Below are 14,180 nucleotides of genomic sequence, written 5' to 3' on the forward strand. Positions count from 1 at the left end.
TTATAGCAGTCAATAAGCCCCTGTTACCCAATGGTTTCAATTCCATCATGGTACAATTAAAAGAGTAGCTATAATAGCCGGTATTGTTTACGGCATTATGGTTTCAATTCCATCATGGTACAATTAAAAGAAATCAGAAACAGGACTAAAGCAGTCCGCAATTCGTTTCAATTCCATCATGGTACAATTAAAAGAAAATCAGAAACAGGACTAAAGCAGTCCGCAATTCGTTTCAATTCCATCATGGTACAATTAAAAGAGAAACCCGATAGAAGCGGCACGCATGAAAGCCACGTTTCAATTCCATCATGGTACAATTAAAAGTTGCTGTACCCATGCTATTCTGTTCCACCAATCGAGGTAGTTTCAATTCCATCATGGTACAATTAAAAGAACAAAAGCTGCATGAAGCACATGCAGTGCAGTTGAGTTTCAATTCCATCATGGTACAATTAAAAGTCTTTCAGCAGGGTAAAGAACTGTTCGCTTTCCTTATGTTTCAATTCCATCATGGTACAATTAAAAGGAATTGGCGCTGGACAGGAACTTGTCAGGCTGTTCAGTTTCAATTCCATCATGGTACAATTAAAAGTATTTAGGCATAGATAATATTACGACCTTTAATAAAGTTTCAATTCCATCATGGTACAATTAAAAGTCCCACACTGACAGCAACACCCGTCCGTTGTGTGCAGTTTCAATTCCATCATGGTACAATTAAAAGACCCAAAGATGCAACTTGGATTTGAAGTAATGAAAGCAGTTTCAATTCCATCATGGTACAATTAAAAGGGTCGTGGCGGTGCTGTCAAAACCATCGAACTGTACAGTTTCAATTCCATCATGGTACAATTAAAAGCTTCGCCCTTTAGCCGTATATCCATCTCAAAAGCTAGTTTCAATTCCATCATGGTACAATTAAAAGTCGCCTTTAGCCGTCAGTTGCGACACCATATTGATAAGTTTCAATTCCATCATGGTACAATTAAAAGCTGTACGGTGTCGGTAGCTGTACCCGTAGCGGTAATAGGTTTCAATTCCATCATGGTACAATTAAAAGGCACTGACCGCTACCGCGTTGGGTGGTTCACTCAAGTTTCAATTCCATCATGGTACAATTAAAAGATTTAATGACGGTGAGTAAGCCGCGATTGCCTACCGAGTTTCAATTCCATCATGGTACAATTAAAAGGCTGTTGCAAAATTGCCGGTAGCACGTTTAACCACGTTTCAATTCCATCATGGTACAATTAAAAGGTTTCGTTGGCTACGTCGTTCCAGTTAATCGTATTGGGTTTCAATTCCATCATGGTACAATTAAAAGACCAGACCTCTTATTTTAAGGTCAGAAGTGAAGTGTTTCAATTCCATCATGGTACAATTAAAAGCCCGGCACTTCAAACGTACCGTCAAAATGGAAGGCTTGTTTCAATTCAATCATGGTACAATTAAAAGGATGATATGCGGATGTGAAAGGGCAAGTATAAGTATGTTTCAATTCAATCATGGTACAATTAAAAGCCGTTTATGCACGGCATGTATTTCCGCTGATTATCAGTGTAATAATTTCAGTTCAAAGCTACATTTTTTCGCTTAGTAGCAGTCCACCTGTAATGCTACGATTGCAAGTGGGCACCGACGACTACACTAACGGTAAGAAAATCAGCTAGTTAGCTGTTAACAGCATTAACACACTGTTGATTTTTGTATTCTTATTCCTTCTCCGACAACTTACAACATATTATCTAACTCATTTTTTTCTTTTCCTACCACCATCTTCTCCAGCCATTTTTCCTGCCGGCTTTTAAACACAATAATGCTATCCTTTTCTATCTGCATGATCGCTTTTGCTTCGTGCAATAACTCCTGTAGCTTTACATCGGTCAGTTCGCCTTCAAATACACTGTTCTGTACCCGGTTCAAATAGCGTCTGCACAGCTTCAGCATCTTGCCCACGCGCTTTTCTTCTATATCATATACCAGTATTACATACATACGCTACTCCTTACCATCTGTTTGCTATTAACTTTTCTCACCACCAGGCTTTAAACGCATTATACGCTTCCATGCCCAGCACGTGCTTTGCCAGCTTGTAGCACTCCAGCTTTACCAGGTGTTTATAGCTTACGCTGCGTTTAAGCGAGCGGTGCTTAATGGTTTCATTCAGCTTTTCATCCCATGCCCTTACTACTGTTTTCCTGCCATTTTCTTTCAACAGGCAACTATTCAGCCCGGTATCGAAGTCCTGGGCGCTGATTTGTTTTTTATTCAGTAAAGAAAAGATAAGCCGGTCGGCAAGCATAGGCTTAAACACCTCCGCAATATCGAGTGCCAAGGAATAACGCCGTTCGCCGGGCTGATGTAAAAAAGAAATGGTGGGATTGAGCTGCGTATGATAGATGGCATCTAAACACAGCGTATAACACAGGCTGTTTACAAACGAAATCATGCAGTTTACTTCATTGCTTGGCGGCTGTTTGGTGCGTCCGTTCATTTCAAAATCGTTGATGATAGTGGCAAACGCTTCGTAATAGCACATTCGGATGTTGCCTTCTATGCCCATCAGTTCGTCAATATCAATAGCATTGCCAATGGAGGCTCTAAGTACCTCTATACGTTCAATATACCCTGAGGTATCTTTGTCCCGGTTGTTGTAATACCGCAGGTTCTTGAGCATGTTAAAAGCAGCACCATCCACCAGTTGTTGGGCAATAAGGATACGCTTCCTGGGTTTGCCGTACGCATCTGCCTGCGCTATGAGCATTCTGCCTGCCAGCAGGTAATCTTTGGGCATGAACGATCCGGTGTAATGCTCATAATAATCAAAGAAATGCACGCTCACCTGCTCCTTACCTAAAAAGTTGTACAAAGCGCTGTTGGCATCCAGGCTGCCAAAAGTGTAGAGGTTATCTACCGTTTCAATGGGGATATATTTGGGCGTGCCCTCGTTTCCGGCTTCGTCAACAGGCGTAAACTTCAGGGTATTGTCTTTGCGGCTCATACGCCCGGGATTGAACAGATAGTAACTCTTTTTCATAGCAGTAGTAAGTAATAAGGAAGTGTTGTTTTAAGCAGGTTGAATGGATTACTAAGGTTATATACTTCCAAATGATCGAAAATAATAAACGCATTTTAATAAAAGAATTAGACTATTGTTGCTATATGTTAGTTGCTTATACAACAAAACACAATCAGGATAATTCGTTTGCTTTTTGAAGAGCGAGTCGATAGATATGTTCTGACAACCTGAATTGAAGATTTTTGATTAAATCATCTAATAAGGGCTTTAATAATGGTATCAGTCCTTTTTGTTTGGCCTCAATCAGTACACCTACAACGCCCTTGCAGGTAATATGTTCCTGCCCTGCAAACTGTTTTCCTATTCTCTCATCAATCAGCAGCAGATCTGCTTTTAGTTCTTTAGCAAGTGTGCAATAGCTTCTACTTCGCCTGCATCTAAATACCTGCTCAATGCCTGCATAAGCGATTGGTCTGTTGCTTTACGGATAATGTACGTTTCTGTATTTTTCAAGAAAGAAATATCATATCCAAATTGTACAAGAGTTTGTAATTCTTCAGCCACTGTAGCAGGGATGTAGATTTGTCCATACAGGCTTTCCAGCAGCAACAATTTATTTAAATGCAGCAATGCGGTTAGTGGAGAAGTATCAGCTACAACAATCATGAATGGCAGGGATTACAAAAGTGACTCATCATAATGCAAAGCAATCTCTCGTTTGTCCAGTTCCTTCATAAAGTAGAGCCAGTGCATGCCGGCCAGTGCTGCCGCTTTGCGGAGCGATAACTTTTCCTTTTCAAACAGCATTACTGCAATTTCCAGCTTTAGTTCCTGCTCCGTGTAACCACTTGCAGTAATAAAACTATCTTCAATGACCAGCATAATAGAATGTTTTGAATAAAGGTAAAAATAAGAACATACAATAGCTAAATAAATAACCACCAGTAAAACGATGCAGCAATTTTATTTCATTGTTGTTTTATTGGCTGATAAGCACACTCCGTGCATGCAAATCCCATGCAACGCTTTGTTTCTTATTCATGTAACTGTCTTACAATGTAACTGGCATGTTTCGCATTCAACAGCCTGCCTGTACTTACAACTCTTCTACATAACAAAATTCAAAGTACGAGCAGCTTTTACATATTTTACTGTTGATACGTGGTGGACAGCGTTCATCTTCCACGAGTGCTTTTATATCCTTTATAATTTGTTGCAGGTGTTCGCTATCCTTTTCTGTCAACTCCACTATACTGGTATGTTTTATTTTCGGATATTCCAGTATGCCGGTCACCCCCTCGATGCCGTTTTGCTGCAACAGCCAGATATAGTATTTTACCTGCCACTCATGCGCTGCTTCTATGCTGTCGCTTTTCTTTATTTCATGAATCACCTTATTACGCGCATCATAGAAATCTATTTTACTGCCACCTATTTCAATTTCGGTGTATTTTGCTGCCCGTTGCGGATAAGTAGTTTCACCAATGAGTTTGCCTTCTGCCACCGTATCGCTGGTATGCTCCATAGTGATGCCGTTGGCAAACAACCATAGCTTGCGATGACAGATAAAATAATAGTTGATATGGGTGGCAGTGAGTTGCATAATAAGCGTATAGGAAAATGGATTAACTTAGTTAGTCGCTAACGATCCTATTGTGCAAACAGGTATGGGCAAGTAAGAGGTTACAGTTACAGGATTTGGTGGATGTTATTGACTTAAGAACCTGCCTTTACAAACCACTTTTCTGCGTCAGCAGCATAAGCCAAACAAGCCTGAATATCCTTACGGGTAAGCATCGGAAAATCTTCCAATATTTCTTCAGTAGTTTCACCTGCAGCAAAATAGATAGCTCAGCATATCATACACCATTATCCGTATGCCGTTGATGCAAGGCTGCCCGCTATGCTTACCCGGCGCTATGGTGATGTATTGCGTGTAATCAGTCACGTTATAAGGTTAAATAATTAATTGCTGTGCACTCTTGAAAAAGGTTGCTGCCGGTGTTATTTTTCATCTTTAGAAATTACACTTCGTGCACCTTACTCACACACAACGAACTGCCCATTATTATTCTTATCCTGTTTATCTGTTCAAAAAATACGTTCTGAATTGCTGCATTTCTTCCAGTTCCGCTTCTATATATTTCCGGAATATCACATCGCTTACCTGCGAGCGCAAAGCAGAAATACCTACATCAATCAAGCGCAAACCGGCAGTGGTGAGCAGCACATTGTCGAAGTATTGTCCTTCCAGTCCCGATGGACGTTTTAGATCCCGATGTACAAAACCCTGGCTATGCAGTTGTCTCAGTTCATCTTCAAATACTTCCAGCCATAATTCGCGCTTTTCTATTTCATACGCCCGGTAGTCTATCGGGTACAGCCGTTCCATCACCAGCATTTCTGCCTCCAGTTCCTCATTATAGTCAAGGCGGATAAATTGCACTACCAGCCCGTTGATGCTATTGGCATATTGCATTTTTGCTGCTTCGGAGCCAATATCGCTGCGGGTATCTCCGGTAAACAACTTGGCAGCCTCTGTTTCAGACAGTGCAATTACTTTGTTGTTGGCACCGGCGGATAGTTGGCGGGGATATTTCATTTAGGCTTTTGTTTAAGTTGCTCGATGATACAATCAAATGCATATTATGATTTGCTATTTAAGCAAGGGTCTTGGTCTTTCAATTCCTTCATGGTACAATTAAAAGCAACCAGTACAATCAAATTTGGCCTGGCAATCCGCAGTTTCAATTCCTTCATGGTACAATTAAGCTTTCTTAAAGGTATGTGTACACCAATTCAAATATTATTGTTGTTTTTCCGATTTTCATAATCAAACGCTTTCATCATTTCAATCAACTTTTGTTCTGCTTTGTCTAAGGCATCTGCTTTTTCTCCTGCTGTTTGAATGTATCCGCCTGCATTAAGTGTAATGAATATTTCTACTCCTTTTAAAGTTTCATCAATTATCGGATTTGCTTTGTTTGAATCTTCTTCTGAAAGTTTTGCACGAATACTACCAGCTATAAGATTGGCGTTACCACTAATAGCAAGTGCCAAAGTATCCATTAAGCTAAATGTCCTTGCCTGATTTGATGTAATTTTCCAATTAACAATAGCTTTCGCTAATGCTTTTATCCAACTTTCCCGAAGCTCTACAGGTGCTACCAGACATGGTCCAAAGACATTTTTACCTGCTACCCAACCTTCTGCTTTTAGCTTCTCGATTGTTGCATCTGTCATTTCTGGCTCAAGAGAATTAAGGCTTACTGTAAACAATCTTCTCAGGTCTATTGCAATATCCATTACAAAAAGTCCTGTTGCTCTATCTGCGGGATTCAACCATTTTCTTGTTAAACTTCTGTCTGCATTTCCTTCAATTTGAAGCAAAGTTTCTATTTCAGTTTCATTTAGCTGTTTGCCGCTTGCATCTCTTATTATTACTTTATTATTAGGTCTATCACTCCTATCAAAAGATCCAGCTTCTCCTTTGTTAGAATCCATACCTGCTAAAAGTGGATGTAATGCTCTCATTGCCGAAATAGATAAAGGGCTTCTTCTTTTTAATGTTCTTTCTTTACCGCCTTTACCGGCTTTCATCCAGCCGCCGAACAATTGGTCAGGATAAGAAGGATCACAAGTACCAAATACTTCAGCTTCCTTTATATTTTTTTTGTTTTCTACATCAAAAATAAAAGTAGTAGGAGAAGGTATTAGATTCAGCTCTTCACACAAACTTTCAAGCAAAGACCTCTTAACTTGTTGACCACTTGAAAAAGGAATTCTTCGGTTAAACTGTGCGTCATAGTAAGATTTCTGGCCATCTGCTACACAGAAGACAGTATGCTCTGCTCTTTTTAAAGTACGAACATAAATTGTGTTGTTCATGTTGATTTAGTTTTGCCGTTTTAAGTAAGAATAATCGAATTTTAATAATGTACAGAAGTAAGTAAATTCCTCATTTGTCATCAAGTGTATTTCGTCTTTAAGATTTTTAAAATAAACCAAGTCTTCCTGATCAACATCATCAATCATTGTAGTCAATGACTGAATAAAATCCTTTTTTGACTTGGATTCAAAAAGCTCTTTTTCAACAAGTGTTATACGAGAATTCCCTTTACCAGTATTTCTATACTTTAATACTGCTCTTGCAAGCTCAATAGTATAATCTTTTATTTCTTCTTTGTTTTTTGATAACATAGTTACTAACCAGGTTTTGAAGGCGTGATATAATAAAGTATCTTCTTCTTTTTTGAAGCTTAGATTAGATGAGTTTCCGAAAAAACTTTTTAGCCTTTCCGGCCTTAATGCCTGTAAACCAATGCTGCCTAATTCACAAGCTCGTTTTATATGGATTCCAAAAAGTGACTCAAAGTCAGAAGCTTTGATCTGGTGATCGGAGCTAAATATTTTTCGATAAACATATTTTAGCTCTGTACCAGACTTAAACTGAAAAGGTACAAAACCAATTGTTTTATTAGTTTGGCCCAATGAATAAATGTACCCTGTAAATGATTCATTAGGGAACTTTTGAGAGATGCTGAAAAAAAGCTTAGCCCAGTTAACCGTGTTTACTTCAACCCCATCGCCATCCGACTGAAAAATTCTAAGTCCTTGTAAACGAGCAAAGTCAAAGTTTTCTCTAAAATCATTTCCATAGGCGAAAGTTAACCATTGTCCATTCCAGGTATTTATTTGATTGCCACGCAGTTTATCTAAAGTTGGTTCATTTAGATATTCTCTATAGACAGACCAGCCGTCAAAAATTCTAAGTAATATATCTGGCTGATCGAAGAAAATAGAATAACCTCCTGCCACACCAATTCCTAACCCACTTCCAATCCAAGATAAATAAATATCTTCTTCGTCTGAAGGAATAACGATATCGGAAACCAAACCGGAAGTGCTAGCAAACTCACTTTCTTCGGAAGCCGGGAAACCAATAGCAATACTTGCTTCTGGCTTTCCGGAAATTACTTTATTATGAAGATTTAAAAGCTTTTCATATCGTTCTTCCGTGTTAAGCAAATGCGGTTTTTGACCTGCTTTCATTTGTACAAAAGGAGAATTAGTTATCCATTGCATGTATTTGGAATGATTAAAAAACATTTTGAAATAATGTTCATTAAAAAACTCTTTTGCAGTAAGCGCCAAGTCATATTTCTCATTAAAAGCCTCCAAGAAAGTTCGTCCTATTACAGATGCAATCATGGCTTATAAAATTTGATAATTAACATCCAAATTTTGTTGTTTTATTTTTTCTACAATCAAACCTAGATCAGGATTGTAAGCTTTATCTGGTACAATAAAAGGCTTATTCCCTTTATCTTTCAATTGCGGCATATCTTTTACAGACCAGTATCTTACAGGTATTTCCATGTTCATACGCTCTTCGTAATTGGCATTTATATATGCATCTTTACCAACTTCTGTAATACACACCACAGAATCTATTTCTAGTAAATCGAGCAGGTAAGATTTCTTTCTATGCGTAAGCATATCAATGGTTATGCTTCCATCTTTCTTAAATACAGCATGTTCTTCTATCCTTAAGAACTCTATTTCAGGAAAAACAAAATCAATTTTCGCCTGTAGCTCCCTTTCATGTAAAACAGCTTTTTCTGGCAATATTTCAAAAGTTCGTTTTAGTATTGCCAAGTCATAAGGCTTGGCATCAGATTCTTTTTCTGGTGGCTGAATTACATAAACACATTTTAAAGTTTTATTGGCAGTTCGTTTACGGTTGATGCGTCCAAACCGTTGAATAAGTGCATCTATCGGTGCGCATTCAGTAATCATTAAATCAAAGCTTATATCAAGACTTACTTCTACAATTTGCGTAGATACTACTATACAAGCTTTGTTAGAAGTATTAAATGCATTTATGGAATTACCGTTTTCATCAAGCCCAATTAAAAGTTTTTCCTTGTTATTTCTTTCGCCCCTTTTAAATCGACTATGAATCAAAAGTTTGTCAACATCAATATAAATTTCCTGTAAACGTTCAAAAGTTTTTTGAGCTTTCTCTACTTGGTTACATACAATCAACACTTTCTCTTTTTTCGCAATTGCTTCATCAATAATTTGCCAGCTATCTTCCAAATTCTTGAGTTTGTAAACAATGTGCCGATCATAAGAGTCTAATTCATCCTTATTTAAATTAGTCTCCTGCACATTGTTTTCACCTAAAATTTCTTTTATACGACTGTACAAGACAGACGGCATAGTAGCTGTTCCTATATGCACACTACAATTTAATTGGACCAATATTTCAATCAGCTTTAAAACAATAGCCTGAGATACTCCTGTATAAGTATGAATTTCGTCGAGAATAACATCGCATCCCTTAATGTCAAGTAGAATTGCTTCATATCCCTTTATACCAAAAGCAATAGCTGCCAGTTGATGTGGGGTAAGCACCTTAATTGCAGAACCAAATAATGGCTGCAATACAGTTTCCTGTTCATCTTTCCCTAATTTAACTAACGAGGATGATGCATGTAGAACTCTTATGTCTAGTTCAGGATTATCGTTTGATAAATCCTTGAACAATCTTTTAAACATTGCATTGATAGATGCCTGAAATGGTAATGTATAAAATACTCGCCCCTTACATTTACGAAATAAAAAGTCAGTTTTACCGGCTCCTGTACAAGCTACAACTATACTATGCTTCCTTTCTGATGCAGCATTTATTTCAGATAATGGATAAAGTTTATTTCGCCTGTTAAAAAAATTTAAATTAGGAGGAATAAAGGTGTGAGATAATTGACTATCAGTTTGATTTATAAGAGCTGAAGCGTAATGGTCTGCTCCCATTAAAAGTCCCCGCCAAATAGAATAGCCATTCCTTTTTACTGCAACTTTACAATAATCAGTTACTTTATCAAAGTTTGATAATGCTTCTTTTCGGCTAATTGTTTTGGTCAAAATTCCAAACTCATCCAGAATAGCTAAAGCTTTAGGTGACCAATTTTCCCATTCTCCTAAATGATAATCTTCGATGTCGTCATCACTTATTAAATCTAAAAGTCCTTTATTACCAGCATCATACTTTACTGATTTATGATGCCCAATCACCATCTCAATTAATTGAGGATGTATATTCTGCTCAAAGATGGAAAGAAAGAAAATTGAACCAATTTCATGGCGATAAATTCGCTTACTACCTCTGCCAAGTAAAGTTGCTTGAAATGCATGATGGGCTTTCCCTAAATCATGTAATATGGCACCTTTACGAGCAGTTTCTATATCTAATTGCAAATAATCTGCAAAACGCATAGTTGCTGCAACTACATGTTCTGTATGCTTTATTAGCGGTGTCCAATCAGGAGCTGACTTTGCAAATAGCTTTTCCATTTTAAAATTCTTTTACTGGAGTGCCAACTATCTTAAGCCAGCCGTACATTGGATTGTTATTATCAAATCTGTTATAACCTACTAAAAAAGATTTGTCTGTCTTTTCAAATACAAGTTCAAAACCTGCAAATTTTTCATCGTCAGAATTAAATGCTCGCTTGTCAGTTTCTATTATTTCCTCTGGATAAAGTATGTCTTCATTACGACATAAACATATATGCTGCTTGAAAGCTGCTTCAGCAAATTGTTGTTCTTCAAAAGCTAAAAGCAGAGTTGGGTTAATTAATATTCCTCTGATTATTATTGCAGTGTTCCTTTCAAAAAGAATCGTTTTATTGCCCTTTTGCTTAGTAGAGTTCCAACCCCTTGTTTGTATCTGCTCTTGTTGTGAACTTACCTGTTCATATGATAATCTGTTAGATTTAATTCTATATATTCCGAAAGGCTCGTTGAGCAGTTCGGGGAATAGCTTTCGTTCAATACCAGCTAATATACTTTGAGTTAGAAATTGCTGGCTAAAAGTTTCGCTATCTCTTACCGCCGTCCAAGGTTTGATAAAACCAAACGGACCTGAATATTTTACTACATAATAGTTCATAAACAATTATTTTAAAGCGCCAAAGCCAATTCCCGTGCTATTCCCAATGCCTACGTTCCATGCAAAGGCAATTTGTTCGGGTGTTCCCTTAACAATGACCGGACATATATTCACCCGATTGCCAACGTTGTTATAATGGATGATTTTTATTTGAGGATTAGAATAGCTTTCATCAAATCTTATACTGATACCTTCGGTCGGCAGAGAGCTTGCACTCAATTTCTTCTTTATCGTCTCTGTAAGGAACTTATTGGATTCGCTGCTATCGTAAGTGAAATGCTTTTCCTTATTATTCAATCTTCTCTTTATAAAAACCGGACTTGCAACCGTAAACCTTTCTTCATTTCCAAAAGCCCTATTTTCAGCAATTTGTATATCATATATACTCGCTCCAAAGCAAACACTTGGATCGTCTAAAATGCCTTTGACAATTTGTTTAATTAGAGATTCGTCATAAGCACTTACAAAAAAATAAGAATCTCTTGTCAGATTAATGCCTTTTGGTTTAGCTTCCACATTTTGTAGCCACGAAAAAGAATAAAGGCTTAAAGCCTCATGTTCATCATTATTTGCACCTATCCATTTATGTAATGCACCTGTTAGAAAAGGCTGGTAGTTGAACGGAATAAGCTCTTTGTTTCTCGTTAGTTTTAAATATAATCTCATATTATCGGTTATTAAGCCAGTTGTTCCTTATTTCTTAAGTTAGAGTTGCTATCTGTGTATGCGCCGAATCGCATGGACAGGTAGGTTGGTTCCTATAAAAATTTTATCTTCGTTTTCAAATATATGCCAATATTAAAAATAGTAAAAGAACTTGCCCGATTATGGAATTGAAAAATATTTAAAATCGTTAAGCTTCAATTGACCCATTTTCGGGCATTTTATAATTCCGACTGTATATGAATCAACCTTTTTACACCTTTTATTCTTCCAATCAAGCTTTACTGTTCGACTTTTCAAGTATTGGTAAAAACATTATTTCCAAAGCCGTAATTTATACAAGGACAGATATACCAGACCTTTATACTCTTGCCTTAGTTGATGTTTATAATGATGGCACATTTGATGATATTGTCGTTAGTGATAATGGCGATATGGTGAAAATTTTAGTTACAGTTTTTAAAACACTTTCTGTTTTCTTCACTCATTATCCAAATGCGGCTGTTGCTTTTTCAGGAAGCACACCTGCCAGAACGCGCTTATATCGTATAGCTATCTCGCATGAATTAGATAACATAACTAAAGTATATGATATTTGGGGAATTAACAATAATAGCTTTCAGCCTTTTCGAAGAAATACGCCCTATACGGGTTTCCTGATTTCACTCAAAAACATTAATATTGCATAAAGCAGCATAAGTATGTCTAACTTGATTAAATCAAACAAAAAAACATCACCCAAAACCTCTGGCCGTTTCTCTACGGCGGAAGAAGCTGCATTGGCAAAAAATAAAGAGTTGGTGGAGCATATAAAAAAGATTGGTTTACAAATTAAAAGAGCTGACTCCTCAGCTAAATAAATTCATTTAATTCCATTATCTCCTGAGATTTTGATTTATAATTATCAAAAGGCATTTGTATATCCGAAAAAGTAAACAGTTTAAAATGCTTATTGCCAGTAGTATAGCCTTCATTGTGCAGGAAATGCGCAAACTGGCTATCCGCACGCTCAATAATTTTATAAATAGCTGCTGACAGTGGATAGCTATAATTGAAAGTGAGCAACGGTCTTTTTTCCAGTGTATGTAGTGCAAGCTTAAAACACATTAGGGTTGTGCTTTGGTTTTCTGATTCGCTAATATAGTTAGTAAATGAATATAGCCAACTTTTTTTCTTTTTTATAAACAACATCGAGTCGTTCATCTGCGCCTTATTAAACCCGTAGGTCTGTTTCAAAGGCGCTGCTGCAAATAGATTAGTTAGCATGCTCCTGTTGCTACCACCCGCATGCCCGTAGCTTTAAACTGTTCAATTGTATTACCACCTTTCCCTGCCTGCATCTTGAGCAATAGTAAATAGCTCGATGCCCATGTAGGTGGGGTGTATAGCAGTTCAAAGCTGAAAGCATCACCGTTTAAAGGTATCCACTCAGTTGCCTGTGAAGCGGTTTCCTGTCGGTTGCCGTCCTTGTTTAGCCATATTGCCGTCAGTTCCATAAAATAGCTGTCTGCATGGAGGCTGTCAGTAAATTGTACGGTTGCTGCGGTTTGCAAAACAACCATTAATTGCCTCCTTTTAAAGGTGGTAGTGAACAACGGTATGGTAGTTAGTTGCTGTAGCGGGTAAGCGGCATTCATCTCCAGCCCGTTTAAGCACGCTATTAGATAGGGGATCGTCATAACTTCCGCCTTGAACATCCTGCTCAGCATTACCTGCCACAAATCTTTTTGCTTAAAAGGTCCGCATAGCTTTTTAAACGCCTGGTGCAGGCAGCGGGCTGTTTGAGTTACCGTAGCGGCATTGGCCGCATTTTGTTTCAGAATATTATTGATGGTAGCTTTGGTATGTGTACCTCTGGGCAGTCGTACATGCGTGCCGTAAGTCTTACTGTTTACAAACACGAGGTTGCCGATTTTACCCTGCAGTTCTACAAGATTAAATTTAATTTTTGCCATACACGGCAGTATTTATTATTTATTGTATCTTAATGCCGCTAATACAAGCAGTGCCTGCACTTCGCCACAAATTACAACTTTTATAACCGCTGCAATCAGGCATATAGCTACCTTATAGGAACCTTACAGGCACCTTACAGGAATGTTACGCTGTAGTACATGCAATAAGAAGCCGGCTAATAAGTAAGAAGCTCTTTAGGATGTTAAGAACAGGATGCCATTACATGATGAAGAGCTAAGCGATGTAAGGTTTACCCGGTGCGCTGTATTCTTCTGTGACTAACGCTAATGATGCTGTGGTTCCGTTATTTATTTTTTAATCAGCCTGTGGCTAAAACGTATATAGACATGCTGATACAGCAGCAATCTTTAAATAGTGAAAGGTTTTACCTGTTTAAGCAAAATGGCTTACTCCTGCTCCCACGAGGTGAGTTGATAGTAAGTGGGCCGTGCTTTTCTCTTGCTGCCAAAGACCTTCTCTGTGAGTAGGTTGAAGGCTAAAACGGTTAATACCACCACGAAGAATATAGGCAGCAGGATTAAATAGAGTAACGATTTGCCGTATCGGTTAACATAAAGCTGCATA

Annotated in this window: 18 protein-coding genes and 1 CRISPR repeat array (1 of these 19 cut by a window edge); of the genes, 2 read left to right on the forward strand and 16 right to left on the reverse strand. The window is 37.8% G+C overall.

Annotated elements, in window-relative coordinates; all coding sequences use genetic code 11:
• Positions 1–1,521: direct repeats of the CRISPR family, unit length 30 nt; unit sequence GTTTCAATTCCATCATGGTACAATTAAAAG (it extends 1,419 nt beyond the left edge of the window).
• A gap of 210 nt (positions 1,522–1,731) precedes the next feature.
• The 14 genes from cas2 to cas6 all read right to left on the reverse strand — a co-directional run bounded on the left by cas2 (position 1,732) and on the right by cas6 (position 11,642).
• Positions 1,732–1,995, reverse strand: coding sequence for a CRISPR-associated endonuclease Cas2 (gene cas2 / locus FC093_RS16440; RefSeq protein ID WP_137262897.1), 264 nt, complete (start codon positions 1,993–1,995; stop codon positions 1,732–1,734).
• A 37-nt stretch (positions 1,996–2,032) separates the two neighbouring features.
• Positions 2,033–3,037 carry a type I-B CRISPR-associated endonuclease Cas1b gene (gene cas1b, locus FC093_RS16445; protein ID WP_137262898.1) on the reverse strand — a complete coding sequence of 335 codons (1,005 nt, stop codon included), beginning with the start codon at positions 3,035–3,037 and terminating at the stop codon, positions 2,033–2,035.
• 154 nt (positions 3,038–3,191) lie between these two features.
• Positions 3,192–3,488, reverse strand: coding sequence for a DUF3368 domain-containing protein (locus FC093_RS24630; protein WP_137263010.1), 297 nt, complete (start codon positions 3,486–3,488; stop codon positions 3,192–3,194).
• Positions 3,413–3,685: a hypothetical protein gene (locus FC093_RS16455; protein WP_137262899.1), complete on the reverse strand. Its 273-nt coding sequence runs from the start codon at positions 3,683–3,685 to the stop codon at positions 3,413–3,415. The genes FC093_RS24630 and FC093_RS16455 overlap by 76 nt, the downstream gene beginning before the upstream one ends.
• A gap of 12 nt (positions 3,686–3,697) precedes the next feature.
• Complete coding sequence (locus FC093_RS16460; RefSeq protein WP_206106597.1) at positions 3,698–3,901, reverse strand: UPF0175 family protein; 204 nt, start codon at positions 3,899–3,901, stop codon at positions 3,698–3,700.
• A gap of 214 nt (positions 3,902–4,115) precedes the next feature.
• Positions 4,116–4,622 carry a CRISPR-associated protein Cas4 gene (gene cas4 / locus FC093_RS16465; RefSeq protein ID WP_137262900.1) on the reverse strand — a complete coding sequence of 169 codons (507 nt, stop codon included), beginning with the start codon at positions 4,620–4,622 and terminating at the stop codon, positions 4,116–4,118.
• Positions 4,623–4,735: 113 nt separating this feature from the next.
• Entirely contained in the window at positions 4,736–4,867 is a 132-nt protein-coding gene (locus FC093_RS24635) for a DUF433 domain-containing protein (protein ID WP_394347974.1), read from the reverse strand.
• The gene (locus tag FC093_RS24640; protein ID WP_206106599.1) at positions 4,848–4,967 is read right to left on the reverse strand and encodes a DUF433 domain-containing protein; all 120 of its coding nucleotides are present in this window, start codon (positions 4,965–4,967) and stop codon (positions 4,848–4,850) included. Before FC093_RS24640 ends, FC093_RS24635 begins: the two co-directional genes overlap by 20 nt.
• A 135-nt stretch (positions 4,968–5,102) precedes the next feature.
• Positions 5,103–5,621, reverse strand: coding sequence for a protein kinase family protein (locus FC093_RS16475; RefSeq protein WP_137262901.1), 519 nt, complete (start codon positions 5,619–5,621; stop codon positions 5,103–5,105).
• Positions 5,622–5,818: 197 nt separating this feature from the next.
• The gene (locus FC093_RS16480) at positions 5,819–6,907 is read right to left on the reverse strand and encodes a CRISPR-associated protein Cas7 (RefSeq protein ID WP_137262902.1); all 1,089 of its coding nucleotides are present in this window, start codon (positions 6,905–6,907) and stop codon (positions 5,819–5,821) included.
• Between the two features lie 6 nt (positions 6,908–6,913).
• The gene (locus tag FC093_RS16485) at positions 6,914–8,230 is read right to left on the reverse strand and encodes a hypothetical protein (RefSeq protein ID WP_137262903.1); all 1,317 of its coding nucleotides are present in this window, start codon (positions 8,228–8,230) and stop codon (positions 6,914–6,916) included.
• 3 nt (positions 8,231–8,233) lie between these two features.
• A complete protein-coding gene (cas3, locus tag FC093_RS16490) occupies positions 8,234–10,378 on the reverse strand; it encodes a CRISPR-associated helicase Cas3' (RefSeq protein ID WP_137262904.1) in 2,145 nt (714 codons plus the stop codon).
• Position 10,379: 1 nt separating this feature from the next.
• Entirely contained in the window at positions 10,380–10,976 is a 597-nt protein-coding gene (locus FC093_RS16495; protein ID WP_137262905.1) for a hypothetical protein, read from the reverse strand.
• Positions 10,977–10,982: 6 nt separating this feature from the next.
• A complete protein-coding gene (cas6, locus tag FC093_RS16500) occupies positions 10,983–11,642 on the reverse strand; it encodes a CRISPR-associated endoribonuclease Cas6 (RefSeq protein ID WP_137262906.1) in 660 nt (219 codons plus the stop codon).
• A gap of 236 nt (positions 11,643–11,878) precedes the next feature.
• Here cas6 and FC093_RS16505 point away from each other — a divergent pair, with 236 nt between their 5' ends.
• Both FC093_RS16505 and FC093_RS23820 read left to right on the forward strand, forming a co-directional pair.
• A complete protein-coding gene (locus tag FC093_RS16505) occupies positions 11,879–12,328 on the forward strand; it encodes a DUF6934 family protein (RefSeq protein ID WP_137262907.1) in 450 nt (149 codons plus the stop codon).
• 12 nt (positions 12,329–12,340) lie between these two features.
• Positions 12,341–12,499 carry a hypothetical protein gene (locus FC093_RS23820; RefSeq protein WP_170971125.1) on the forward strand — a complete coding sequence of 53 codons (159 nt, stop codon included), beginning with the start codon at positions 12,341–12,343 and terminating at the stop codon, positions 12,497–12,499.
• Here the strand turns inward: FC093_RS23820 and FC093_RS16510 are convergent.
• Together FC093_RS16510 and FC093_RS16515 are read right to left on the reverse strand one after the other, a co-directional pair.
• Positions 12,492–12,746 (reverse strand): hypothetical protein, encoded by a 255-nt coding sequence (locus FC093_RS16510; RefSeq protein WP_137262908.1) that lies wholly within the window; start codon positions 12,744–12,746, stop codon positions 12,492–12,494. The two genes, FC093_RS23820 and FC093_RS16510, sit on opposite strands and share 8 nt — an antisense overlap.
• Positions 12,747–12,898: 152 nt before the next feature.
• On the reverse strand, positions 12,899–13,594 hold the full coding sequence (locus FC093_RS16515) for a hypothetical protein (RefSeq protein WP_137262909.1): 696 nt from the start codon (positions 13,592–13,594) through the stop codon (positions 12,899–12,901).
• Between the last annotated feature and the right edge of the window lie 586 nt (positions 13,595–14,180).

Source organism: Ilyomonas limi (genome assembly GCF_005233845.1).
GTDB lineage: Bacteria > Bacteroidota > Bacteroidia > Chitinophagales > Chitinophagaceae > Ilyomonas > Ilyomonas limi.